This window comes from Mesorhizobium subarcticum, assembly GCF_055456085.1.
On sequence record NZ_CM144237.1, the window covers coordinates 5,010,186 to 5,032,130 of the forward strand.

Annotated in this window: 26 protein-coding genes, 1 tRNA gene and 1 pseudogene; 13 read left to right on the plus strand and 15 right to left on the minus strand. The window is 62.5% G+C overall.

What is annotated here, in order from left to right; genetic code table 11:
• Window positions 1-18: 18 nt before the first annotated feature.
• A complete protein-coding gene (locus ACZYHG_RS24400; protein ID WP_464610712.1) occupies window positions 19-354 on the minus strand; it encodes a DUF6949 family protein in 336 nt (111 codons plus the stop codon).
• Window positions 355-471: 117 nt separating this feature from the next.
• On the opposite strand from ACZYHG_RS24400, the gene ACZYHG_RS24405 reads away from it, so the two are divergent.
• Window positions 472-1,203: a hypothetical protein gene (locus tag ACZYHG_RS24405; protein ID WP_464610713.1), complete on the plus strand. Its 732-nt coding sequence runs from the start codon at window positions 472-474 to the stop codon at window positions 1,201-1,203.
• 159 nt (window positions 1,204-1,362) lie between these two features.
• On the opposite strand, the gene ACZYHG_RS24410 is transcribed toward ACZYHG_RS24405, so the two are convergent.
• Together ACZYHG_RS24410 and cysE are read right to left on the minus strand one after the other, a co-directional pair.
• Window positions 1,363-1,566 (minus strand): DUF3126 family protein, encoded by a 204-nt coding sequence (locus ACZYHG_RS24410; protein WP_006200852.1) that lies wholly within the window; start codon window positions 1,564-1,566, stop codon window positions 1,363-1,365.
• Between the two features lie 153 nt (window positions 1,567-1,719).
• Window positions 1,720-2,568, minus strand: a complete 849-nt coding sequence (gene cysE, locus ACZYHG_RS24415; RefSeq protein WP_027057099.1) for a serine O-acetyltransferase — start codon at window positions 2,566-2,568, stop codon at window positions 1,720-1,722.
• Between the two features lie 133 nt (window positions 2,569-2,701).
• Here cysE and ACZYHG_RS24420 point away from each other — a divergent pair, with 133 nt between their 5' ends.
• Both ACZYHG_RS24420 and speB read left to right on the plus strand, forming a co-directional pair.
• A complete protein-coding gene (locus ACZYHG_RS24420; protein ID WP_464610714.1) occupies window positions 2,702-3,307 on the plus strand; it encodes an HD domain-containing protein in 606 nt (201 codons plus the stop codon).
• A gap of 124 nt (window positions 3,308-3,431) precedes the next feature.
• A complete protein-coding gene (gene speB / locus ACZYHG_RS24425; protein ID WP_464610715.1) occupies window positions 3,432-4,403 on the plus strand; it encodes an agmatinase in 972 nt (323 codons plus the stop codon).
• On the opposite strand, the gene ACZYHG_RS24430 is transcribed toward speB, so the two are convergent.
• The 4 genes and pseudogenes from ACZYHG_RS24430 to ACZYHG_RS24445 all read right to left on the minus strand — a co-directional run bounded on the left by ACZYHG_RS24430 (window position 4,396) and on the right by ACZYHG_RS24445 (window position 6,786).
• Window positions 4,396-4,764, minus strand: a complete 369-nt coding sequence (locus ACZYHG_RS24430; protein ID WP_464610716.1) for a hypothetical protein — start codon at window positions 4,762-4,764, stop codon at window positions 4,396-4,398. The two genes, speB and ACZYHG_RS24430, sit on opposite strands and share 8 nt — an antisense overlap.
• A 48-nt stretch (window positions 4,765-4,812) precedes the next feature.
• A complete protein-coding gene (locus tag ACZYHG_RS24435; protein WP_464610717.1) occupies window positions 4,813-5,586 on the minus strand; it encodes an alpha/beta fold hydrolase in 774 nt (257 codons plus the stop codon).
• Window positions 5,587-5,605: 19 nt separating this feature from the next.
• Window positions 5,606-6,168: pseudogene (locus ACZYHG_RS24440) on the minus strand (DUF192 domain-containing protein).
• A gap of 24 nt (window positions 6,169-6,192) precedes the next feature.
• Window positions 6,193-6,786, minus strand: coding sequence for a cold-shock protein (locus tag ACZYHG_RS24445; protein WP_464614778.1), 594 nt, complete (start codon window positions 6,784-6,786; stop codon window positions 6,193-6,195).
• Window positions 6,787-7,003: 217 nt separating this feature from the next.
• On the opposite strand from ACZYHG_RS24445, the gene ACZYHG_RS24450 reads away from it, so the two are divergent.
• Both ACZYHG_RS24450 and ACZYHG_RS24455 read left to right on the plus strand, forming a co-directional pair.
• Complete coding sequence (locus tag ACZYHG_RS24450; protein ID WP_027057106.1) at window positions 7,004-7,444, plus strand: VOC family protein; 441 nt, start codon at window positions 7,004-7,006, stop codon at window positions 7,442-7,444.
• Between the two features lie 132 nt (window positions 7,445-7,576).
• Window positions 7,577-7,864, plus strand: coding sequence for a DUF2218 domain-containing protein (locus tag ACZYHG_RS24455; protein ID WP_464610718.1), 288 nt, complete (start codon window positions 7,577-7,579; stop codon window positions 7,862-7,864).
• A gap of 5 nt (window positions 7,865-7,869) precedes the next feature.
• On the opposite strand, the gene ACZYHG_RS24460 is transcribed toward ACZYHG_RS24455, so the two are convergent.
• A complete protein-coding gene (locus ACZYHG_RS24460) occupies window positions 7,870-8,424 on the minus strand; it encodes a DUF1697 domain-containing protein (RefSeq protein WP_464610719.1) in 555 nt (184 codons plus the stop codon).
• On the minus strand, window positions 8,421-9,677 hold the full coding sequence (gene ilvA, locus ACZYHG_RS24465; protein ID WP_464610720.1) for a threonine ammonia-lyase IlvA: 1,257 nt from the start codon (window positions 9,675-9,677) through the stop codon (window positions 8,421-8,423). The genes ACZYHG_RS24460 and ilvA overlap by 4 nt, the downstream gene beginning before the upstream one ends.
• Before the next feature lie 200 nt (window positions 9,678-9,877).
• Here ilvA and ACZYHG_RS24470 point away from each other — a divergent pair, with 200 nt between their 5' ends.
• The 3 genes from ACZYHG_RS24470 (at window position 9,878) to ACZYHG_RS24480 (ending at window position 13,766) form a co-directional block, all read left to right on the plus strand.
• A complete protein-coding gene (locus tag ACZYHG_RS24470; RefSeq protein WP_464610721.1) occupies window positions 9,878-11,281 on the plus strand; it encodes an aminopeptidase P family N-terminal domain-containing protein in 1,404 nt (467 codons plus the stop codon).
• A 68-nt stretch (window positions 11,282-11,349) separates the two neighbouring features.
• The gene (locus ACZYHG_RS24475) at window positions 11,350-12,456 is read left to right on the plus strand and encodes an alpha/beta hydrolase (protein WP_464610722.1); all 1,107 of its coding nucleotides are present in this window, start codon (window positions 11,350-11,352) and stop codon (window positions 12,454-12,456) included.
• A gap of 143 nt (window positions 12,457-12,599) precedes the next feature.
• Window positions 12,600-13,766 carry an alpha/beta hydrolase gene (locus tag ACZYHG_RS24480; RefSeq protein WP_464610723.1) on the plus strand — a complete coding sequence of 389 codons (1,167 nt, stop codon included), beginning with the start codon at window positions 12,600-12,602 and terminating at the stop codon, window positions 13,764-13,766.
• A 71-nt stretch (window positions 13,767-13,837) separates the two neighbouring features.
• Here ACZYHG_RS24480 and ade read toward each other — a convergent pair whose 3' ends face one another.
• Together ade and ACZYHG_RS24490 are read right to left on the minus strand one after the other, a co-directional pair.
• On the minus strand, window positions 13,838-15,655 hold the full coding sequence (gene ade, locus ACZYHG_RS24485) for an adenine deaminase (protein WP_464610724.1): 1,818 nt from the start codon (window positions 15,653-15,655) through the stop codon (window positions 13,838-13,840).
• Between the two features lie 81 nt (window positions 15,656-15,736).
• A complete protein-coding gene (locus tag ACZYHG_RS24490) occupies window positions 15,737-16,120 on the minus strand; it encodes a SecDF P1 head subdomain-containing protein (protein WP_464610725.1) in 384 nt (127 codons plus the stop codon).
• 330 nt (window positions 16,121-16,450) lie between these two features.
• On the opposite strand from ACZYHG_RS24490, the gene ACZYHG_RS24495 reads away from it, so the two are divergent.
• Window positions 16,451-16,536: transfer RNA gene (locus tag ACZYHG_RS24495), tRNA-Leu, on the plus strand.
• A gap of 159 nt (window positions 16,537-16,695) precedes the next feature.
• Here the strand turns inward: ACZYHG_RS24495 and ACZYHG_RS24500 are convergent.
• Complete coding sequence (locus tag ACZYHG_RS24500) at window positions 16,696-17,274, minus strand: NUDIX domain-containing protein (protein ID WP_464610726.1); 579 nt, start codon at window positions 17,272-17,274, stop codon at window positions 16,696-16,698.
• A 153-nt stretch (window positions 17,275-17,427) separates the two neighbouring features.
• Here ACZYHG_RS24500 and ACZYHG_RS24505 point away from each other — a divergent pair, with 153 nt between their 5' ends.
• The 4 genes from ACZYHG_RS24505 to ACZYHG_RS24520 all read left to right on the plus strand — a co-directional run bounded on the left by ACZYHG_RS24505 (window position 17,428) and on the right by ACZYHG_RS24520 (window position 19,686).
• On the plus strand, window positions 17,428-18,531 hold the full coding sequence (locus ACZYHG_RS24505; protein WP_464610727.1) for an NADH:flavin oxidoreductase/NADH oxidase: 1,104 nt from the start codon (window positions 17,428-17,430) through the stop codon (window positions 18,529-18,531).
• Between the two features lie 144 nt (window positions 18,532-18,675).
• On the plus strand, window positions 18,676-18,993 hold the full coding sequence (locus tag ACZYHG_RS24510) for an SH3 domain-containing protein (RefSeq protein WP_464610728.1): 318 nt from the start codon (window positions 18,676-18,678) through the stop codon (window positions 18,991-18,993).
• A gap of 146 nt (window positions 18,994-19,139) precedes the next feature.
• Window positions 19,140-19,418, plus strand: coding sequence for a DUF982 domain-containing protein (locus tag ACZYHG_RS24515; RefSeq protein WP_033838251.1), 279 nt, complete (start codon window positions 19,140-19,142; stop codon window positions 19,416-19,418).
• Window positions 19,419-19,446: 28 nt separating this feature from the next.
• Window positions 19,447-19,686, plus strand: coding sequence for a DUF2188 domain-containing protein (locus ACZYHG_RS24520; RefSeq protein ID WP_464610729.1), 240 nt, complete (start codon window positions 19,447-19,449; stop codon window positions 19,684-19,686).
• Window positions 19,687-19,766: 80 nt separating this feature from the next.
• Here the strand turns inward: ACZYHG_RS24520 and ACZYHG_RS24525 are convergent, their stop codons facing one another.
• The 3 genes from ACZYHG_RS24525 to wrbA all read right to left on the minus strand — a co-directional run bounded on the left by ACZYHG_RS24525 (window position 19,767) and on the right by wrbA (window position 21,860).
• Window positions 19,767-20,051 (minus strand): hypothetical protein, encoded by a 285-nt coding sequence (locus tag ACZYHG_RS24525; RefSeq protein ID WP_464610730.1) that lies wholly within the window; start codon window positions 20,049-20,051, stop codon window positions 19,767-19,769.
• A gap of 54 nt (window positions 20,052-20,105) precedes the next feature.
• On the minus strand, window positions 20,106-21,119 hold the full coding sequence (locus tag ACZYHG_RS24530) for an alpha/beta fold hydrolase (RefSeq protein ID WP_464610731.1): 1,014 nt from the start codon (window positions 21,117-21,119) through the stop codon (window positions 20,106-20,108).
• A 141-nt stretch (window positions 21,120-21,260) separates the two neighbouring features.
• Window positions 21,261-21,860, minus strand: a complete 600-nt coding sequence (gene wrbA / locus ACZYHG_RS24535) for an NAD(P)H:quinone oxidoreductase type IV (protein ID WP_464610732.1) — start codon at window positions 21,858-21,860, stop codon at window positions 21,261-21,263.
• Window positions 21,861-21,945: the final 85 nt, after the last annotated feature.

Sequence of the window (21,945 nt, forward strand, 5' to 3'; positions counted from 1 at the left end):
TCGGCCTCCCGAATCGTCTCAGATGGCGGACCCTAGGAGACGGATCGCCCATGAGGCAATGGCAAGCACGACGATGCCCAGCGCCACGGACCAGGCAATCGCGGTGCAGCCGCACGACATCAGCGCCATTGTGGAAATGCGGTTCTCGCGCCGGGCATCGAGAGCAGCGTTGACCAGCATGAACGGCCCGGCACCAGCCGTGGCCGCCAGCGAGCGCAGTACATGCGAGGGCGACACATAGGGTTCGGCGAAGGCGACCTTGCGGCCTGACAACAGCTCCATCGTCGAGCCCGTCAGCCCGCCAACCGTCAGCCCGACGACAAAAGCAAACAGGAAGAGTTCCATCTGGGCCATCTTAACCTTCCATTTACCATGAAATCGCACAGTCGTTTCAGGAAGGCTGCAAAAGCCGTGCCGCGCGATGTGTGCCGTCGAGGGACACCGGGACTAGCGGTTGGGATAAGGACCGAGATGAAGCAGGCAGCAATCGCCGACCGCCCTGAATTCACCGTGGTCGATTCCACGCTGATGAGGCGGGTGTTTTATGCCTTCGCCGCACTTGCCCTGCTGTCGATGGCGATCAGCCTTGGCGGCAAATGGTTCGGCCATACCATCGCCATGGCCGGATACACGGACGATCCAACCATCCGCCAAATCGTGATCGGCAACAATGTCATCGCCGTGCCGGCCAACACCATTCGCTTCGCCCAGGCCAGGCGTGACGGCATTGCCTCGCGTCTCGACCTCTATCTGCGCTATCCGCAGATGGACGGCTACAACGAGGCGGCTCGCGACGATTTCAATCACTCGGAAGCCAACAGGAACATCATCTTCCTGTCTTTGGAACAGCAGATGATGTCGCGCGACATGAGCGGCCGGTTCGTGCCGATCTACAGTGCGCTGATCGTCCAGCCCGGCATTCCCGGACCTGGCGGCACGACGGTCTACGCTTTCAACGAGAAATCAGGCTATCTGAACGAGGTGCTGGTGGTCGGCAAGCGCGAGGGCAAGGACCCCTTCGTGGCCCGCTGCCTGAGCGGGCCGAGTGCTGGAGAATCGCTGGCGCCCTGCGAGCGGGACATCCATGTCGGCAATGATCTCAGCCTCATCTATCGTTTTCCCAAGGAATTCCTTGGCGACTGGCAAGCGCTCGATGCGGCGATGGCCGCCGAGGCCGGGCGTATTCTGAAGACCGGACATTGACAGGGCGCCCAGAGCAGTTCGCCGTTTCACGGAAACGGCAACCCGCTCTTACTCTTTCTCTTTGTTTTGACGCAATTCCGGACGGAAAACCGTTTCACACTTTTCCTGGAATTGCTTAGGCCGGCCGCGCTCGACGCGGCCTGCCGTTGGATCGTGGGCTCAAGCCAGATCGATGTCGAGGATCGCCATCGAGAAATTGTAGTCGCCGTCGTCCTCGTCCTTGAAGACGATGCCGAGGAACTCGTCACCGACATAGACCTCGGCCGAATCTTCCTTACGCGGCCGTGCCTTGACCTCGAGCTTGGGGTTCTGGAAGACGCGCTTGAAATAGGCGTCCAGCTTTCTGATTTCGTCCGGCTTCAACAGTCTTCTCCGATCATCGGGCTTGCTGGTTTGAAGGGCGCTTCTGGCACGTCGACAATGGCGATGTAAAGGCAAGCCGGCCGTATTGCACCGGAAGCGATACGCCGCCGGGCAAAATCGCAATCATGCCGGACAACGCGCCGGCGCCAAAAATCAGATGTCGAAACTGACCACTTGGTCCATCGTCTGCGACGGCAGAAGCTGGTCCATCTGGCGCGAAGGCTGGTCGCAACCGGTCTCGCCAACGACACGGGCCGGCACGCCGGCAACGGTCTTGTTGTGCGGCACCGGCGACAGAACTACCGAACCGGCGGCGATCTTGGAGCAATGGCCGATCTCGATGTTGCCGAGAATCTTGGCGCCGGCGCCGATCAGCACGCCACGGCGGATCTTGGGGTGGCGGTCGCCACCGGCCTTGCCGGTACCGCCCAGCGTCACGCCGTGCAGGATCGACACATCGTCCTCGATGACCGCGGTCTCGCCGACGACGAGGCCGGTGGCATGGTCGATGAAAATGCCCTTGCCGATGCGCGCGGCGGGGTTGATGTCGGTCTGGAAGACCGAGGAGGAGCGGCTCTGCAGATAGAGGGCGAAATCCTTGCGGCCCTGGTTCCACAGCCAGTGCGCCAGCCTGTGGGTCTGGATGGCATGAAAACCCTTGAAATAAAGCACCGGCATGATGAAGCGGTCGCAGGCCGGGTCGCGGTCGTAATAGGCCTGGATGTCGACGCGCACGGTCGTCGGCCAGTCCTTGTCGTCGGCCAGCATAGATTTGAAGGTCTGGCGGATGAGATCGGAGCCAATGTCCTGATGGGCAAGCCGCTCGGCGATCCGGTGGATGACGGCCTCTTCCAGGCTCTCCTGGTTCAGGATCGTTGAATAGAGGAACGCGGCAAGAAGCGGATCGCGGTTGACCGCGTCCATCGCCTCGTCGCGGATCGAACGCCAGATCGGATCGACCGGCTGCAACACGCTGTGGCGGGAAATGCTGATGCTGTTCATCGACGTCTCGTCCTGGATCCTGCTGGCTTGCCTGTCATCCGGCCGCTTATATAGGCCAAATCATAGCACGATTGAACTCAATTTTCCTTAGTGCTTCGTCAAATGGATTTGGTTCGCAGGAATTCAAGCAGCCATGGAAAACGAACCCTTGATCGACACGGCTCTGAAAACCGAACTTTCGGCTCTCTACAAAGCCGAGGATCGCCACTACCACAACCTTGCCCATGTCGAAGCAATGCTGGCGCTGGCCGGCGAGTATCGAGCGTCGCTCGGCGATCCCGAAGCCGTCGAAGCGGCGATCTGGTTCCACGACACCATCTACGACAGCCAGGCCAAGGACAATGAGGCCAGAAGTGCCGCCCTTGCCGAGACCAGGCTTGCGGGCAGCGCCGATGCCGGGCGCCTGGGCCGCATCAGCGCGATGATCCTCGCCACCGCCACGCACGAGTTGCCCCGGTTTGACGAGGCGAGAGCCACGCGCGACGCCAGCCTGTTCCTCGACATGGATCTGTCGATCCTGGGTGCCGCGCCGGATGCGTTCGACGCCTATGAGCGCGCCGTCCGCCGCGAATATGGCTGGGTGGAGGAACCGATGTGGCGTGCCGGACGGGGTGCTGTGTTGACGGGTTTTCTCGCCCGCCCACATATCTTCCACACGCAGGAATTTCGCCAACGTTTCGAGCCGCAGGCCAGGCTGAACCTGGCGCGGTCGCTGGCGGCCCTGCAAAAGCCCTCATGATTTTCCGCCGGAGATTTCCTCCGCGCACTTGCATGTGGCCCTAAAAGGCCATTGGCTGGCCGATGACTGCGAGACGCGGATCGCTGAAATCGTACAACGTGTATTCTCCCGAGGTGCCGACATCATGAGCAGCAATTTCTTCCAACCTGTCGACGCTTCGGTCGTTCCCCGCTTTGCTGGGCTCTCGACCTTCATGCGGCTGCCGGCGGTGGCGAGCGCCGAGGGGCTGGATATCGCGCTGGTCGGCATACCCTGGGACGGCGGCACCACCAACCGTGCCGGCGCGCGCCACGGCCCGCGTGAGATCCGCAACCAGTCGAGCCTGATGCGGCGTGTCCACCACGTCTCGGGCATCGAGCCGTTCAGCATCGCCAATGTCGCCGATGTCGGCGATCTCTCGGTCAATCCGATCAACCTCATGGACGGATTGAAACGCATCGAGGACGGCATTGCTGCAATCGTGGCGGCAGGCGCCATTCCGCTGGCCGCCGGCGGCGATCATCTGACGACGCTGCCGGTGCTGCGCGCTGTCGCCAAGCACAGACCAGTCGGCATGATCCACTTCGATGCGCATTCCGACACCAACGACCGCTATTTCGGCGACAATCCCTACACCCACGGCACACCCTTCCGCCGCGCCATCGAAGAGGGCCTGCTCGACCCCAGGCGGGTCGTGCAGATCGGCATTCGCGGCTCGATCTACGAGCCCGGTGAGCATGACTGGGCGGTCAGCCAGGGCATTCGCATCATCTACATGGAGGAGTTCGTCAGGCGTGGTGCCGCCAGCGTCATGGAGGAAGCGCGCACTATTGCCGGAACCGGTCCGACCTATGTGACCTTCGACATCGACTGCATCGACCCGTCGATGGCGCCGGGAACCGGCACGCCCGAGCTCGGCGGCTTCACCACACGCGAGGTGCAGGAAATGGTCCGCCTGCTCGACGGATTGAACATTGTCGGCGCCGATGTCGTGGAAGTGGCGCCGCCGTTCGATCTCGCCGGCATCACGTCGTTGGCGGGCGCGACGATGATGTTCGAATTGCTGTGCGTGCTGGCGAAGTCGGTTCAAGCAGCGAGGGCGCGCAAGATCAGGTAAAGGCGCCTATCGTCGACGCCATTGCCGCGAGAATACCAAGCCCTGCCATCACCGACAGGCCATTGAGGATTATCCCGAGAAGGCCAAGCGAACGACTTTCGTTCGAACGCACCAGCGCCATGATGCCGAAGACCACGCCGGTGATATGCGCCAGCGGAGCGGCGAGCAGGAACACCACCATGAAGAAGCCCGTGGCGATGTTCTGGATGAGCTGCGATGTGTCGCGCGGCATCGCCACCATGATGGTTATCGCAAGCGCCCCCGCCGCGAACGCCGACAACGCCAGGATGACCGAACGTTTACCGAACTTGCCTTGCGCCAGCGCGCCCGGCATGGCGGCCGTGCCTCTTCCCCATTGCACCACTGTTGCCCCCCGGCTCACCGCTCAAAGCGGATATTCACCATAAAATCACCGCTCAAGCGGATATTCAGCATAAAACTCCAGCACGCGCTGCTTGAAGGTCTTGTCGCCGACCGCCAGCATATGGTCCCTGCCCTCGATGTGAAAAGCCCTGGCGTTGGGCATCAAGGCGGCAAGCTCGTCGGGCGAGCCGCCGATATCGTCCGTCGTGCCGACGGCGACGAGCGTCGGTTGAGCGATGCGAGCGATGTCGTCCTCATCAAGCAACTCCCGCGATTTTGCAATGCAGGCGGCAAGTGCCAGGCGATCACTGCGGGTCTGATCGGCAAAGGCGCGAAAAGAGCGCCCGCGCGGATGGGTCGTCGTGGTCGGATCGTCGGCAAGGAGGGCCGCCGCGATCGGATCCCAATCGCCGACACCGTCGATCATGCCGATGCCGAGGCCGCCAAAGACCAACGTCGCCACCTTGTCGGGATCGGACAATGCCAGGAACGCCGCGATGCGCGCGCCCATGGAATAGCCCATGACATGCGCGCGCTCGATGCCGAGATGGTCGAGCAAGGCGGCGGCGTCCGAAGCCATTTTCGCGGGTGTGTAATCGGCCTCGTCGTAGCTCTTCGACGACGAGCCATGGCCGCGATTGTCGAAGGCGATGGCGCGATAGCCGGCATCGTTGAGCGTCTTGAACCAGCCGGGCGATACCCAGTTGACGTAGTGGCTCGAGGCGAAGCCGTGGATCATGAGCACAGGATCGCCTACGCCCGATGCCGGCTGGCGGTCGAGGAAGGCGAGATCGAAGCCATCATGGGAAAAGAACTGCATCAGAAGGCGATCCTTGCGATCAGTTCGATTTGACGTTGGGGGAATCACCCTTGTCTGCCGGCGGCATGCCGGGGCCCGACGCCGTGCCGATTGCCGGATGGCGCAACAGATCGCCGTCGGCGATACCATCTTTGGCAGCCGTGCCGGCCTTCAGCTCGAGCACGAAGCGAACCGGCTCCCCGGGTGAGATGATTGCCTCGGATTGCGGCTCGCCTTTCTTGATCGCCCGGATCCTGCCGTCCTGGCCGACGAAGATCAAATCCAGCGGCATCGGCGTGTTCTTCATCCAGAAATTGACGTCGCGTGTCTCCTCGAAGACGAACAGCATGCCATGATTGGCCGCCATGTCCTCGCGATACATCAGGCCGGCCTCACGCTCGTTTTCGGTATCCGCGACTTCGATCGAGAAGGAGCGTTCACCGTTTTTCGTCACCGCGACCAGCGGTGCGGGGTCGACGGCAGAATCATCGCCCGGTCATCGGCCGCGCTGGGTACCTGGAAATAGAAAAAAGCGCCTGTGGCGATAATGACGGCAGCAACGGCGCACATCGCGCCCGCCGTCAGCCAGTTCCTGTGAGCCATGCAAAATCCTCGGTCGGAGTCGCCCTAATGCGAGACCGGCAAGGTGCCCATATCGGGGTGAATTTCGGCGGCCATAAGGCCTTTGTCACCGCGCCCGAACCGAACAAGCACAACCTGCCCCGGTCGAAGCTCGGTGATGCCGTAGCGGCGCAAGGTCTCCATATGGACGAAAATGTCCTCGGTGCCCTCGCCGCGCGTCAGGAAGCCGAAGCCCTTGGTGCGGTTGAACCACTTGACCAAAGCGCGTTCGAGCCCGCTTTCCGGCGTCACCGCGACGTGGGTGCGTTGTTCCTGCATTTCCGCGGGGTGGACGGCGGTGGTGATGTCCATCGAAAGCACACGGAAGGCCTGCAGCCCGCGATCGCCCTGCTTGACAAGACAGACCACGCGCGCGCCTTCCAGGGCTGTCTGGAAGCCGTCCCGCCGAAGACATGTCACATGGAGGAGGATATCGCCCGAGATACCATCATCGGGAAGGATGAACCCGTAGCCCTTGGCTACATCGAACCACTTGATGGCGCCGGCAATTTCTGCAAGGTCGGCATCGTCGCCTTCGTCGCGCGTCAAGGCGTCGCCGAGGGTTCCGGCCCGCCCCGTCAAAGAGGCCTTTTCCCCCATAAGAATGCCCCCTTTTTTCAAGAACACCGCAACTGATTCTTGACACCAGATTAACACTGCGGCTTCCGGTGTGTGCAAGACCTTCCCTGCCTTTTTTCACGGTTCATTACGGGAATACCGGATTTGTTCTTTGCCGGCGTCGCCTGCCGCCGGAGATTGCCCTTTGAGCGGGCCGACCCTATGTTGCGCCGCAGCCCAACGACCTCAGGAAAATCACATGCGCTATCTGCACACCATGGTCCGCGTCGCCGATGTCGATGCCTCGCTTGATTTCTACTGCAACAAGCTCGGGCTGAAGGAGGTCCGCCGCTATGAAAACGAACAGGGCCGCTTCACGCTGATCTTCCTCGCGGCTTCTGAAGACGAGCAAAGCGGCATTGCCGACAAGGCACCGCTGATCGAACTGACCTACAATTGGGACCCGGAAGACTACAAGGGCGGCCGCAATTTCGGCCACCTCGCCTATGAGGTCGACGACATCTACGCCACCTGCCAGCATCTGATGGACAAGGGCGTCGTCATCAACCGGCCGCCGCGCGACGGCAATATGGCCTTCGTCAAGTCGCCGGACGGCATCTCGTTCGAGCTGCTGCAGAAGGGGCCGGCCAAGCCCAAGGCCGAGCCCTGGGCGTCGATGCCCAACACCGGCACCTGGTAGCGATCACGCCATCTTGAGCAAGGCGGCCGCGGGACAGGCCGGCCGCCTTTGCCGTTTTGGGCGACCGCACCTATCTACCTGCCTGACGCGCCAGCCAGGCAAAGCCAGCGCCCCGTCCAGGAGAATTCATTCATGCCGACCAGCCGTGCCGATGTCGCCACTGAACATGCCAGCCGCTACCTGCAGCAGCTGTGCAAGCATTGGGCGCACAAATTTCCGGTCGAATTCGATCCCACCCATGGCACGATCGATCTCTCGCTTGGCCGCACGGTCATGGATGCCGATGCGAGCACACTGCATATCACGGTTTCGACCGACGAAGCCGGCTCGATCGAGCGGCTGGAAAGCGTTGTCGCCGACCACATCAAACGCTTTGCTTTCCGCGAGGAACTGACCTTCGACTGGAAGCCAGCGGCGTAATCGGCCTATTTCTGATCGGACTGACTGGCCATCTCCAGCAACGCCAGCACCGAGCGCCAGTTGCGCGCGGTGCCTGGCACCTTGAGGACGCGCGGAATGAGGTTGGCGAACACGGATTTGCCGAGCCCGTCCGGCGCGCTGAGATAGAGCACGTCACCCTTGACCTCGAAGCGCTCGGGGCCGGTGCACTTCTCAGTCAGCCGCGCCACCTCATCGGTGGTCGGCTCGCGCTCCAGCGCATAGGCATGGAGCTTGGTGTGGTCAGCGGCCGCTTCCGGATAGGGATTTTCGCGCACCAGCCGTTCGAACCGAGAGAGGTCGCGCACCATGATGCGCGAATGAAAACCCCATTTCTTCTCGAAGGCCGCTTCGATCTGTTTGGTCAGCGCGGCAGCATCGCCCTTGCCGACCCTGAACACGACATTGCCGCTCTGCACATAGGTGGCGACATCGGAAAGGCCGAGATCCTCGAAGAACGAGCGCAGCTCCGCCATCTTGACGATGCGGTTGCCGCCGACATTGATGCCGGAGAACAGGGCGATGAACACTTTCCCGCTCATATGATGAACCCGGCCAATGTCTCATTGTCGGTGATATCCTGATACTGCACACCCTCGGCCTCGAAATTCGCCCTGAGCAAATCGAAATTGCGGCGGTCCTTGGTTTCGATGCCGATCAGCACCGAGCCGAAATTGCGCGCCGACTTCTTCAGATATTCGAAGCGGGCGATGTCGTCGTCCGGTCCGAGCATTTCGAGGAAATCGCGCAGGGCGCCGGGCCGCTGCGGAAAGCGGATGATGAAGTATTTCTTCAGGCCCTCGAAGCGCAGCGCCCGTTCCTTGACATCCGGCAGCCGCTCGAAATCGAAATTGCCGCCTGAAACCACGGCGACAATGGTCTTGCCGCGGATCTCCTTCCTGGAAAAATCCTTCAGCGCGTCGATGGCCAACGCGCCGGCCGGCTCGAGCACGACGCCTTCTACGTTGAGCATCTCGATCATCGTCGCGCAGAGCCGGTTTTCCGGGATCAGCCGCACCGTGTCGGCGGCGAATTCCTTGAGGTATCGCAAGGGCTCGCGGCCGATCTCGGCGACCGCCGCGCCATCGACGAAGTTGTCGACCTTGGCGAGCTTCAGCCGTTTTCCCGCCGCAAGGCTGTCATGCAGGCTGGGCGCCCCGGCCGGCTCGCAGAAGACGAAACGCGCATCCCGGCCCTGATCGGCGAAATAATGGGTGACGCCGGCGGCGAGCCCGCCGCCACCAACCGGCAGCATGACGATGTCGGGCATGCGCGCGCCAGGCATCTGGTCCGCGATCTCATAGGCGACTGTCGCCTGCCCCTCGATAATGTCCTTGTGGTCGAAGGGCGGCACCATGTGGGCACCGGAGCTTTCGGTGAATTCGAAGGCGGCGCGATAACAGTCGTCGAAAAAGTCGCCGACCAGCCTGATCTCGACGAACTCGCCGCCAAACAGCCTGGTCTTGTCGATCTTCTGCTGCGGCGTCGTCACCGGCATGAACACCACGCCCCTCTTGCCGAAATGGCGGCAGACGAAGGCAAAACCCTGCGCATGGTTGCCGGCCGAGGCGCAGACGAACAGTTCAGCCTGGTTGCCGGCCGCAAGCGCCTTGCGGAAGAAATTGAAGGCGCCGCGGATCTTGTAGGACCGCACCGGCGACAGGTCCTCGCGTTTCAAAAGCACCCGCGCGCCGGTCTTCTTCGACAGATAGTCGTTTTCCTGCAGCGGCGTTTCCGGAAAGATCTGGCGGATCGCGGCGGCAGCGGTAGCGACGCGAGAGGAAAAATTGGTCATCGGAAGTCACCTTGTGCCGCATGTATGTGCGGACCCCTGTCATCAACCTGACGCACGGAGAGGCTGTTGTTGCATCCTGACCTCGCGCAGCCGATCCTGCCTATTGCATATCCGGCCCCGCAACGCCATTGTCCGGCCGTCCATGCCCTCCCGCAAAGGGCATTCGCAGAATCCTTGCAAGCACTTGGGGGCGTTTGTTCATGCCTGTCGCATCGGTCGGCCTGAAATCCATGGCGCTGCCGGAATTCGGCGAGCCGACGGTGATGCCGCTGGTTGCCCGAAATACCCATGAGGCGCGCATCGAGGCGCTGATCGCGCGTGGCGCCAAGGCCGGCTTCGATGGTTTCGCCATCTATGGCGACCGCGAGCACACGGCCAATGTCGCCTATCTCTCAGGCTACGATCCGCGCTTCGAGGAGACATTGCTGGTCATCGTTCCGGGCCGGCAGCCAAGACTTCTCGTCGGCAATGAGGGCTGGGGCTATGCCGAACTCTGCGATGGGCCCTACGAGCGCGTGCTCTACCAGACCTTCTCATTGCCGGCGCAGCCGCGCGACCGCTCGGACGCGCTGCCCGACATTCTTGCAGCCTGCGGCCTGAAGCACGGCCACAGGATCGGCGCCATCGGCTGGAAGCCTTTTGGCGCCGGCGACGCCGGCTTCGATGAGACGACGCTCGACCTGCCTTCCTTCATTGCCGATACGCTGCGCACGCTTGTTGGCGACAAGGGCGCGGTCGTGAATGCCGCCAATCTGCTGATGAACCCTACCGACGGCCTGCGCGCGATCAACGAGGCGGACCAACTGGCTGCCTTCGAGTTCGCCGCGACCTTCACCTCGCAAGGGCTGCGCAATGTCCTCGGAGGCATCGAGCCCGGGATGACCGAACTGCAGGCGGCGCGGCTGATGGGCATGAATGGCCTGCCGCATGGTTGTCACCCGATGCTGTCGGCGGGAAAGCGTGCCGTCTATGGTCTGCCAAGCCCGCGCCTCGATGTTATCAAGCGTGGCGACCCGATCACCATGGCCTACGGCATCCAGGGCGCGCTCAACGCCCGCGCGGGCTTCCTGACCGAAGACGCCTCCGAACTGCCTCCTGCCATCGGCAATTACGTCGAAAAGCTGGTCGCACCCTATTTCGCGGCCGTCGTCGACTGGTATGAGGCGATCGGCATCGGCACGACCGGCGGCGCTTTGTGGAAGGCGGTGCATGATCGCATCGGCGACCCGTTCTTTGGCGTTTCCCTCAATCCCGGCCATCTCGTCCATATCGACGAGTGGATGCATTCGCCGGTGTTTTCCGGCTCCGATATCAGACTGAGATCCGGCATGGCGTTGCAGGTCGACATCATCCCGGCGACCGGCAGCGACTATTTCACCACCAACATCGAGGATGGCATCGCACTCGCCGACGAGGTGCTGCGCGAGGAGATCGCGGAACGCTATCCGGAGGCCTGGAGCCGCATTGAAGCGCGCCGTGCCTTCATGGCGGATGTGCTCGGCATCCGCCTCAAGCCGGAGGTGCTGCCCTTCTCCAACATTCCGGCGTTTCTCCCGCCATTTTGGCTTTCGCGCAACAGTGCGATGGCTGTAACCAGCCGCTGACCACATTTCGGCTGGACACGACTTAGTTCCGCCGCACTCTCCCTGTCCGGGAGGTATCGCGGGAGTGGATGGGCCTTTTGGCCGGAGTTGGAATTTCTGAAGTGCCTTTGAAGAAGATTTTTGCTCTTGTCCTTGCCTTGCTCGTTGCCGGCTGCGCCGGTACGCAAACCCAGGAACTGCTTGGCAGCGCTGTCATGTCCGCGCCGGTGACGGAAATCGCCGGCAACCATTCGATCTTCATCGCCACGACGCGCAAGAAATCCGACGATCCCAACAAGGTTTTCGACGGCGAGCGCTCGGCCACGCTGAACTATGCCCGCGTCAACGTCACCGTTCCCGGTGTCCATCAGGCCGGCCAGATCGAGCGGCGCTCGCGGGGCAAGTCGAATGATCCGGCCAAATATTTCATGGCTTCCGAGGTCGTCGGCTACGACACGCAGCCGAAATTCTCCAGCGCGCTTAACGCCGACATCGCGGCGCGCGGTGGCCGCGTCATGGTCTTCGTGCATGGCTACAACACCGGCTTCGACGATGCCGTCTACCGCCTGACCCAGCTCGTCCATGATTCCGGCTACCCGGGCACGCCGGTGCTGTTCTCCTGGGCCTCGGGCGCCAGGACCACCGACTATGTCTATGACAAGGAAAGTGCCAGTGCCGCGCGCGACCAGCTCGAAGTGACGCTGCGGATGCTGGAGCAGTCCGGCGCGCGACGCATCGACATTGTCGCCCATTCGATGGGAACCTGGGTGACGATGGAAACGCTGCGCCAAATGGCCATCAGCGGCGACCGCGACCTCGGCGGCAAGCTCGGCGACGTGGTTCTGGCCTCGCCCGACATCGATGTCGACGTGTTCAAGAGCCAGATGCGCCGCTATGGCAAGCCCGACAAGCCGTTCATTCTGCTGTTGTCTGACGACGACCGCGCGCTCAGGCTCTCCGGCCTGATCGCCGGTTCGCGGCCACGCGTTGGCGACTACAAGGATGCCGCCGATCTTGCTTCCTACGGCGTGACGGTCGTCGATCTCTCCAAGGTCAAAGGCAGCGACAGCTTCAACCATACGAAATTCGCCGACAATCCGGCCCTGGTGAAGATGATCGGCCAGCGGCTGCGCGAGGATGACGGCTTTGCCAGCGACCGAGATGTGACCGACCGCATCAGCCAACTCGGGCAGTAGATGCGGTTTGGTGACAGTCGCGTTGCCCATTCACCCTTGCGGACGCCCCGGTCCACTTTGAACTGGACCGCGCCCGGCTCTGGCTCTATCGGAATACCAAGCGACGTCCTGTTTTTGACGTTGCCCTTTGCGGGAGCCGGCGCGTGAGCGTGCGTTTCAAGAGTGTCGTCGCCATAAGCTTCGCTGTGCTGGTCGCTGGCTGCGCCGGAAATACGCACGATCTGCTCAACAAGACGACAATCACGGTGCCCGCATCCGACATCGCGGCCACGCATGAGATTTTCGTCGCCACGACCCGGCAGAAAGCGACCAAGGACCCACGCCAAGTGTTCGACGGCGATCGTTCGCTGACCACCAGCTTTGCGCGGGTCGATGTCACGGTTCCAAAGAGCCATCAGGTCGGCGCCATCGAGCGCGCCAAGGGATCCGCCAACAGCAATCCGGCCAAGGATTTCACCGCCAAGGACGTCACCTACTACGAAGGCGCGCCGCAATTCGCCAAGGCGGTCGGCGCCGACATCGCCATGCGCGGCGACCGCGCGCTGGTTTTTGTGCATGGCTTCAACAATGGCTTCGACGACGGCATCTACCGGCTGACGCAGATTGCCCACGACACGAAATATCCGGGCACGCCGGTGCTGTTTTCCTGGGCGTCGAGCGCCAAGACGACAGGCTACATCTACGACAAGGACAGTGCCAACGCCGCGCGTGACGATCTCGAGGCGACGCTCAGGATGCTCGCCAAGACCCGGGTCAAGAGCATCGACATCATCGCTCATTCGATGGGAACCTGGCTGACGATGGAGGCGCTGCGCCAACTCGCCATCACCGGCGATCGCGATCTCGGCGGCAAGCTCGGCTATGTCGTCCTGGCTTCGCCCGACATCGATGTCGACGTGTTCAAGAAGCAGATGATGCGTTACGGCAAGCCTAACAAGCCGTTTGCCGTGCTGCTTTCAAACGATGACCGGGCGCTCAAGCTGTCATCCATCATCTCGGGTGACAAACCCCGTGTCGGCGACTACGGCAATGCCGCCGATCTCGCCAGCTATGGCGTCTCCGTGGTCGACCTGTCCAAGATCAAGGGCGGCGACGGTGGCCTCAACCACGCGAAATTCGCCGACAATCCGATCCTGGTGCAGTTGCTCGGCAACCGTCTGCGCACGCCGGCTGGCCTGGCCTCGGACGAACCCGATCCGGCACAGCTCAACAATCTCGGCCAGGGCCTCGGCAAGGCCGTCGGCTCAGTGGCCGAAGTCGTCATCACCACGCCGTTCAAGGTGCTGACCATCGTCACCGGCGGGCAGTAGCGTCAACCAATGACCAGCCCGGATATGCCGAGATACGGGTCAGGCCGGCCTCGTCAGGATATCGACACACCCTAAACGAACAGGTCGACCTTCTGGAAGGTCGTCACGTCGATCAGGCCGACATCGGAAATCCTGAGCTCAGGAATAACCACCAGTGCCAGCAGCGAGTGCTGCATGTAGGCGTTGTTGAGGGAGCAGCCCATCTTGCGCATCGCCTCGGTCAGCTTTTCGGCCTTGGCGGCGACGATCTCGGCGCGCTCGTCCGACATCAGGCCGGCGATAGGCATTTCGACCAGCGCCAATTCCTTGCCCTTGGAAAACAGCACGACGCCGCCGCCGACTTCGCCCAGCCGGTTGACCGCCAGCGCCATGTCCTGCTTGTTGGTGCCAACGCAGATGATGTGGTGGGCGTCATGCGCCACGCTCGAGGCCATGGCGCAATCGCCCATATAGCCGAAGCCGGAGACGAAGGCGTTGGTGACGCCACCGGTGCCCCTGTGGCGCTCGACCAGCGCGATCTGGCAGACATCGTTGCGGCGGTCCATGGCGACCAGCCCGTCCTCGACGGCAAGATCCGCCTCCAGCGCCCGCGTCGGTGCCTGGTTCTCGATGACGCCGATCACCCGCACCCGCACTTCGTTGGCGCCCTTGGGGGCCGTGATGTCGAAATCGCCGGCCTTTAGCTTCTTGCCCAACTTGACAGTGTTCTTCGCTGTGTCCGGATAGTCATAGGCCGGAATGTCGATGTCGAGCTTGCCGCCCTTGGCCAGCCTGACGCCGCGCGCATAGACCTCATCGATGGTCATTGCGGCGAGATCGGAGACGATCAGCAGGTCGCCCAATCGTCCCGGTGCGATCGAACCGATCTCGCGTTCCAGCCTGAAATGCTGGGCGGTGTTGATCGTCGCCATCTGGATCGCCGTCACCGGCTTCAGCCCCTGGCTGATGGCGTGACGCACCACCCGGTCCATGTGGCCTTCATGGACAAGCGTGCCGGAATGGCTGTCGTCCGTGCACAGGATGAAGTTGCGCGGATCGATGCCGCCTTCGGTCACAGCCTTGATCTGCGAGGCGACGTCATACCAGGCGGAGCCCAGCCGCAGCATTGCCTTCATGCCCTGGCGCACGCGGGCAATCGCATCCTCGGCGCGCGTGCCTTCATGGTCGTCCTCGGGTCCGCCGGCGACATAGCCGTGGAACGGCAGGCCGAGATCGCGCGAGGCATAGTGCCCGCCAACGGTCTTGCCTGCCTTCACCGTCGCGGCGATCTCGCCCGACATGACGGGATCGTTGGCGATGACACCGGGGAAATTCATCACTTCGCCGAGCCCGATGATGTTTTCCCAGGTCATCGCCTCGGCAACGTCGGCGACCGTCAGCTCGGCGCCGGCATGTTCAAGCCCAGGTGCCGAAGGCACGCAAGATGGCATCTGCACATGCACGTTGATGGGCATGGCCACCGCCTCGTCATGCATCAGGCGAACGCCCGGCAGTCCGAGCACGTTGGCGATCTCATGCGGATCGATGAACATCGACGTGGTGCCATGCGGGATGACCGCGCGGCAGAATTCGGTCACCGTCACCATGCCGCTCTCGACATGCATATGCGCATCGCAGAGGCCGGGCACCAGATAACGCCCGCCGGCATCGACCACCTTGGTGCCCTGGCCGATCGCGTGGCTGGCATTCGGTCCGCAATAGGCAAAGCGGCCGCCTGATATGGCGACATCGGTGCCGGCGATGATCTCGCCTGAGTGAACGTTCACCCAGCGGCCGTTGCGGATGACAAGATCGGCGGGCTTGCGGCCCATGGCGACGTCGACCAGATGCGTCGCCATCTCGGTCCAGGGCTTGGGTTTCGTCGCATGCGCCGCCGGCTTCTTTGCCATCAAGAGACTCCTGTTTGCGCGACTGTGCCAAGCCTGCCTGGTTTTGGCCAGCGCCAAACGTAGGGTAGGCCTACCCAAGCCTCACGAAGGCTGTTCCGCCTTGACCTCGACGGTGACCTTCGCACCCCCGGCCGAAATCCGTTCCGCGAGGCGCTGGAGCTCGCCTACGGCGAAGGTGCCGTTGAGCATCACCTCGCCGCCGAGGATGGGTTCGACCAGGCGCGGCGACGCCACCACGGCACCGTCGACGCTGAGATCGATCACCTTCCCGACATTCGCCTTGGTGAAGTCGGCGAAAGCCTTTGCGCTGTCCGGTGTCATCTTGAGGTTAAGCACCAGTTGTCCCGACGTTGCATCGGATACGACCGCGGCCTTGGCAATGGCGAGCTTCAGTGGTTCGGCCATGGCGAAGCCGCAGGCGAGCACGATGGCCACTCCAGCGATGAGACGAGCTAGGCTGTTCATCAGGATTTTCCCTGCGGAGACGACCATCTTGCACGGTCACGCCGGCAATGCCAGCCACCCTCGGCTTGCCGACTCCGGTTGGGCGTGCGACAGCCGTGGCGGGAAATTGAGGGGCGGCCGACGCCCGCAGGGGGCGGGGGAATGGGTTGGGCCTGATGGCGCCGGCCTGGCGGATCAAATCCGCCGCGCCGATATTTACCCGTGCCAGCGCTGTGGATAATTCCGTGATCGCACCAGTATCCCCAAGCCCCCTCCTCTGGGCTGGGCGTTCAGGCGGGCCCAAGAACACGACTTGACGGCTTGTGTCTGGCATCTGAAAAGGGCTGGCCTGCGGACGTGGCGGAATTGGTAGACGCAAGGGACTTAAAATCCCTCGATCTCTGATCGTACGGGTTCGATTCCCGTCGTCCGCACCACCCTTCGCTCTTCGAGCTTCGGGTGGCAGGCCACCTGGAGCTCGTTAGACGAAGGAGTGTCCTCCGAAGCCTTGGCGAAGGAGGACCGGCGAACTCATCTGTTCGCACGGACCGGAGATTCCGCTTCCGCACCCGGCCAACCGTCTCCAATGGCTTGGCTCAATCCTTCATCGGGTACAATTTCAAATGCTGGATCAGGATAATCGTCTTGGCGTCTATGATGCGGCCGTCGGCGATGCCGGCCAGCGCTTCGTCGAGCGGCATTTCCAGGACCTCGATGTCCTCGCCCTCCTCCGGCGCGCCGCCGCCGGCTGAGATGCGGTCGGCCGGCGAGTAGCGGGCAACGAAGAACCAGAGCCGCTCGGTGACGCTGCCCGGGCTCATGTAAGGCGAAAACAGCCGCTCGATCTTGTCCAACCGGTAGCCGAGTTCTTCCTCGGCTTCCTTGCGGATGGCGGTCTCGGGATCATTCTCGTCCAACAGCCCGGCACAGGCCTCGATCAGCGGCTCGCGGTGGCCGGTGACATAGGCGGGATAGCGGAACTGGCGGACCAGGAGCACGGTCGAACGCTGGGGATCATAGGGCAGAATCACCGCGCCGTCGCCGCGATCATAGGTCTGGCGGATCTGCGTCTCCCACTGGCCGTCACGCCGGCGATAGTCGAGGACGGTCTTCTTCAGAACAGCCCAGTCGTCGGACAGAACCTCTTCCGAACGGATGCGAATGCGATCTTCCATCATGGTCTCCATGCTATTGGTCGAGGCGTAGCCGCCAACAGGTATTTGCGCAATGCAGGCGAATGGTTCAAAAACGCGTTTCACCGTCTCGTGTCTGGCGCGCTCTCGATCCATTGCATAGACAGCGGTCTACCCCTTCCGGAGCCCCTTTTCATGACAGCATCGCTTTTCCAGCCGATCACGCTCGACGGGCTCACCTTTACCAATCGGATCGCCGTGGCACCGATGTGCCAGTATTCCGCCGAGGACGGCTCGGCCAGCGACTGGCACCTGTACCACTGGATGAACCTGGCGATGTCCGGCGCCGGCATGGTCACGGTGGAGATGACCGATGTCGAGCGGCGCGGGCGCATCACGCATGGCTGCCTGGGGCTTTACTCCGACGACAACGAAGCCGCGGCGCGCCGCACCCTGGATGCCGCACGGCGCGTCGCCGCGCCGGGTACGAAATTCGGTACGCAGCTGGCGCATGCCGGCCGCAAGGCCTCGAACCGCAAGCCGTGGGAAGGCGGCGGGCCGCTGCGGCCAGGCGAGGACCCCTGGCAAACCGTCTCGGCCTCGGCCATCGCCTATGACACCGGCTGGAACGTGCCACACGCGCTGGAGGACGAGGAGATCCTGCAGCTCATCGAGCGGTTCGCCGAGGCCGCAAGGCGGGCCGAACGCGCCGGCTTCGACTTCATCGAGCTGCACGCAGCACACGGCTATCTGATCTTCCAGTTCCTCTCGCCGCTGTCCAACCAGCGCACCGACCGCTGGGGCGGCTCGCTGGAATACCGGATGCGTCTTGTCGTCGAGATCGCCAGGGCGGTGAAGAAGGCAGCACCAAAGCTGATGCTTGGTGCGCGGCTATCCGTAAAGGATTGGGTCGATGGCGGCTTCGACGTCGAGGACGCGATCGAGGTGGCGAAAGCACTGAAGGCCGAAGGCGTCGCCTATCTCTGCTGCTCCAGCGGCGGCAACTCGCCCTTGCAGAAATTGCCCACCGGCCCCGGCTATCAGGTGCACCTGGCGGAAGCCGTGCGCAAGGGCGCCGGCATCCCGACCCGCGCGGTCGGCCTGATCGACGATCCCCGGCAGGCCGAGGCTGTTATCGCGGAAGGCCGCGCCGACATGGTGGCGCTGGCGCGCGCCTTCCTCGCCGACCCGCGCTGGGGGTGGCGTGCGGCCGCGACATTCAGTGAAAAGATCCATCCGGCGCCACAACTCGCCCGCTCGGTCACGACCATGGAACACTGGATGAAGGCCGCCGGCTGATCGGGCCATATTCTAAATACCCGAGACCTCCTGATCCGACGCGATCCGGCCCAGCCCGTTGCCCAACAGCCCGCTTCAATTCTGGCCGCAACCTGTTACGTTGGGTGAGGCTGCGGCGGGCGCGGCCGGGCTTGGGAGGAAATCATGTCGTTCAGGGCATTCTTGCCGGCAGCAGCGCTTGTGGCTGTGGCCGGGTTCTGGCTCGGTGCATCGACGCCGAGCGTCGCGCAATATTGCGAAGGTACGGTGCACGGCCTGTCCGGGCGCTACAATCTGGCAACCGGCAGCGGCTTTCTCGCCGTGCGGACGCGGCCGAACTCGTCGTCGCGGATGATCGGCCAGTTGTTCAACGGCGACCACACCGAAATCTTCGACCGGCGCGGCAATTGGTACCAGGTCGAGATCGGCGGCACGACCGGCTGGGCAAACGCGCGGTGGCTGCGCAACGATTGCGGCTACTGAGACGCCCGTGCATGTCGCCCAAAATGGATCCGGTTTTGGGACATCAAACAAAGACCTGAGAGCGCGTCGTAAACGCGACGCGACTTTTGGGCGCAGGCTGACAGCCACTTTTGCAACCAAATTGGCTGTTTTGCGTTGCGGCCATGATGATGGACAACAAACCCTTTGAAACGCCCGTCGTGGTCGAACTCGGCCATGTCGGCAAGTATCGCCATATTCGCAGCACCCAGGAGGCGGCGGAGTGTCTGATGACGGTGTGGCCGCTCAATCGCGGTCCGCGTCATCGTGATGCCCTCGACACTTGCCTCAAAGTGCTGGAAGGTTATCGTTCGACGGCGGATGCACGCCGGGCACTGATCGAGGCCGCCAGGGAATCGGAAGTGCTGGTGCCCGACGACAGGCTGCCCGACGACCGCTTGCATTAGCAGGCGGACCTTTCAACCGGAGGATTTCATGGCGAAGCTGACTTACAAGATCGTCGAACATGACGGCGGCTGGGCCTACAAGGTCGGCTCGACATTTTCAGAGACATTTCCCAGCCATCAGGATGCGCTGCGCGCCGCCGAAATTGCTTCGGCCGAACAACAGGTGGCGGGCGCGACGGACGGCATCCAGTATGAGGATGCCGACGGCAAATGGCACGAGGAACTGGCCGATGGCCGCGACCGGCCGCAGACCGAGGTTTCCGACTGAATTTTATCGCCAAAGGCCGCAGGCCACGGACGCCCGGAGAGAGGGACGTCTCGTGGCCAGTTGCGAGCCCTCGCGGCCGATTATTTACCGCAATACTGGTCGTTCACGTTTCCCTGAGCATTCGCGTCAGGACCAGCCGTGCTGTAGGCACAAGGGCCGACGGCGCCCGAACTGCCAAGAGTGTCCAGCCCGGACCGGTCGCCGTTGATGCTTCCAGTCGTGTTCTGATCCACGCTTGATGACTTTTCGTTGCCGAACGGCCACCAGTTGTGATGGTTTGAGTATGCGCCGTCGGACGATTGCGCCATCGCCGATGTGGCGAGACCGATCGTCAGGACGGATGCTGCGAGAATTTTCCTGTACATTGAATTACTCCGTGTCTTGGTCGCCTTGGGTGCGACACGGGGTAAACCCGGCAGTCAGCCGGATGGTTCATTGAAATTGTCGTGAGGCTGAGGTGATAGCCGACCGGAAAACGCGCGAGCAGCGATACGCTCGATAAAAGCAACGATGCGTTCCGGCTCGACGAATTGCGGCATGTGGCCGAGGCCATCGGCAATTTCGAAATCGAGTCCTGCGATCTTGCCTTGCATTGGTTCGCCATGGATGCAGATGTCGATGACGTGATCGGCGGTTCCAAAGAGGATGCCGGCGGGCATGGTGATCTCGCCGTAGCGCTGCTCGATGCGGCCGAGATCCTCTTCGACCGCATCGATATCGGTCGACGTGGCGTGGAAATGAGCAGGCCGCAGTCCAAGCCATCCTCCGCCCTCGACCATATAGTCGGACGGAAACGCCTGCGGCGCGAATATGAATTCCATCGTCGGTCGCGCATATCGAAGGCTTGTCGGTATCGCCAGCGTGTAAGCCATGATCCAACGCCAAAGACGCGACCGGATATTGAGCAAGCCGGTCTTTTCGCGCATGCCGGCTTCCAGATGCGTCAACGGCGCCAGCAAGGCGATGCCCGAAATCGCCTCGGGATGCTCCACGGCGAGCGTCAACGTGATGGCGCCACCCAGCGAATGGCCCACCACCAGCGGCCTTTCCAGACCTAGCGTTTCGATAAAGCGGCGCACCAAGGCTGCCTGTTCGAGTAACCGGCCCGTGGCACCGTTGGCGCGCACCGAATAGCCCGATCCCGGACGATCGAGCGCGATCAGCCGGTAGCCTTGGCCGAAATGCGCAAACAGTGTGTGCCGGAAGTGATGGAGTTGAGCACCGAGCCCGTGCACGAAGACGATCGGCCTGCCCTCACCCACATCGACATAGTGGATGCGGTTGCCGTCGATCTGGACCAATTTTCCGACCGGCGGCACCAGTCTTTGCGCCTTCGCCGCAATCCACAGTGTTGCGAGCACGAGACAGCCGATCCCCAGGACCGCCAGCAGAAACAGCGCGGCCAGCAGCCACAACAGAATTGACAGGAACATTGTTCACCCGGATCAGAACCGGGCCAGCTTAGCCGCATCCGATCGCGGTGCAACCATCGAAACGGGCGACCCAATGGACCGCCCGCTGAGCTTTTGCTTCCTAGCGTGGATGACGCCAAACAACGTGCCGATGGCGAAAAATCAGCCGTGCAGTTTGGTGGCGATCTCGGCGACGCGCTTGCCCTGGAATTTCGCGCCTTCGAGTTCCTGGGCCGAAGGCTGGCGCGAACCGTCGCCGTCGCTGGTCGTGGTCATGCCGTAGGGCGCGCCGCCGCGCACGACATCGTTGCCCATCTGCGCCTGGTAGGCATAGGACAGCGGCACGATGATCATCCCGTGATGCTGCAGCAGTGCCTGTGTGGTGATCAGGGCGAGTTCGGCGCCACCATGCTGGGTCGCGGTCGAGGACATGACCGAGCCGATCTTGTTGACCAGTGCGCCCTTGGCCCAGAGTGGGCCGGTCTGGTCGAAGAAATTCTTCAGCTGCGAGCACATCATGCCGAAGCGCGTCGAGGCGCCGACAATGATCGCGTCATAGTCGCCAAGCTCGAGCGGATCGGCGATCGCCGCTTCCTGGTCGAGCTTGTAGTAGGCAGCCTTGGCGACCGCCTCAGGCACCAGTTCGGCAACACGCTTGATGGTCACCTCGGCGCCGGCCTCGCGGGCACCCTCGGCGGCTGCCTTGGCCATCTGCTCCATGTGACCCCAGCTCGAATAGTAGAGAACAAGTACCTTCGCCATTTCCATCTCCTTGATTGCGCAACGGAGGCTGACACTGCCTCGTCGCGGAAGGTGTTACGGGTCCGGGTGTTCACTGGATATCTCT

Excerpts from the sequence above, each read along its gene's own strand:
- ACZYHG_RS24400 (WP_464610712.1), bottom strand. The coding sequence starts at position 354 with ATGGCCCAGATGGAACTCTTCCTGTTTGCTTTTGTCGTCGGGCTGACG.
- ACZYHG_RS24405 (WP_464610713.1), top strand. The coding sequence starts at position 472 with ATGAAGCAGGCAGCAATCGCCGACCGCCCTGAATTCACCGTGGTCGAT.
- cysE (WP_027057099.1), bottom strand. The coding sequence starts at position 2,568 with ATGAACAGCATCAGCATTTCCCGCCACAGCGTGTTGCAGCCGGTCGAT.
- ACZYHG_RS24420 (WP_464610714.1), top strand. The coding sequence starts at position 2,702 with ATGGAAAACGAACCCTTGATCGACACGGCTCTGAAAACCGAACTTTCG.
- speB (WP_464610715.1), top strand. The coding sequence starts at position 3,432 with ATGAGCAGCAATTTCTTCCAACCTGTCGACGCTTCGGTCGTTCCCCGC.
- ACZYHG_RS24435 (WP_464610717.1), bottom strand. The coding sequence starts at position 5,586 with ATGCAGTTCTTTTCCCATGATGGCTTCGATCTCGCCTTCCTCGACCGC.
- ACZYHG_RS24445 (WP_464614778.1), bottom strand. The coding sequence starts at position 6,786 with ATGGGGGAAAAGGCCTCTTTGACGGGGCGGGCCGGAACCCTCGGCGAC.
- ACZYHG_RS24450 (WP_027057106.1), top strand. The coding sequence starts at position 7,004 with ATGCGCTATCTGCACACCATGGTCCGCGTCGCCGATGTCGATGCCTCG.
- ACZYHG_RS24455 (WP_464610718.1), top strand. The coding sequence starts at position 7,577 with ATGCCGACCAGCCGTGCCGATGTCGCCACTGAACATGCCAGCCGCTAC.
- ACZYHG_RS24460 (WP_464610719.1), bottom strand. The coding sequence starts at position 8,424 with ATGAGCGGGAAAGTGTTCATCGCCCTGTTCTCCGGCATCAATGTCGGC.
- ilvA (WP_464610720.1), bottom strand. The coding sequence starts at position 9,677 with ATGACCAATTTTTCCTCTCGCGTCGCTACCGCTGCCGCCGCGATCCGC.
- ACZYHG_RS24470 (WP_464610721.1), top strand. The coding sequence starts at position 9,878 with ATGCCTGTCGCATCGGTCGGCCTGAAATCCATGGCGCTGCCGGAATTC.
- ACZYHG_RS24475 (WP_464610722.1), top strand. The coding sequence starts at position 11,350 with ATGGGCCTTTTGGCCGGAGTTGGAATTTCTGAAGTGCCTTTGAAGAAG.
- ade (WP_464610724.1), bottom strand. The coding sequence starts at position 15,655 with ATGGCAAAGAAGCCGGCGGCGCATGCGACGAAACCCAAGCCCTGGACC.
- ACZYHG_RS24490 (WP_464610725.1), bottom strand. The coding sequence starts at position 16,120 with ATGAACAGCCTAGCTCGTCTCATCGCTGGAGTGGCCATCGTGCTCGCC.
- ACZYHG_RS24500 (WP_464610726.1), bottom strand. The coding sequence starts at position 17,274 with ATGGAAGATCGCATTCGCATCCGTTCGGAAGAGGTTCTGTCCGACGAC.
- ACZYHG_RS24505 (WP_464610727.1), top strand. The coding sequence starts at position 17,428 with ATGACAGCATCGCTTTTCCAGCCGATCACGCTCGACGGGCTCACCTTT.
- ACZYHG_RS24510 (WP_464610728.1), top strand. The coding sequence starts at position 18,676 with ATGTCGTTCAGGGCATTCTTGCCGGCAGCAGCGCTTGTGGCTGTGGCC.
- ACZYHG_RS24515 (WP_033838251.1), top strand. The coding sequence starts at position 19,140 with ATGATGGACAACAAACCCTTTGAAACGCCCGTCGTGGTCGAACTCGGC.
- ACZYHG_RS24520 (WP_464610729.1), top strand. The coding sequence starts at position 19,447 with ATGGCGAAGCTGACTTACAAGATCGTCGAACATGACGGCGGCTGGGCC.
- ACZYHG_RS24525 (WP_464610730.1), bottom strand. The coding sequence starts at position 20,051 with ATGTACAGGAAAATTCTCGCAGCATCCGTCCTGACGATCGGTCTCGCC.
- ACZYHG_RS24530 (WP_464610731.1), bottom strand. The coding sequence starts at position 21,119 with ATGTTCCTGTCAATTCTGTTGTGGCTGCTGGCCGCGCTGTTTCTGCTG.
- wrbA (WP_464610732.1), bottom strand. The coding sequence starts at position 21,860 with ATGGCGAAGGTACTTGTTCTCTACTATTCGAGCTGGGGTCACATGGAG.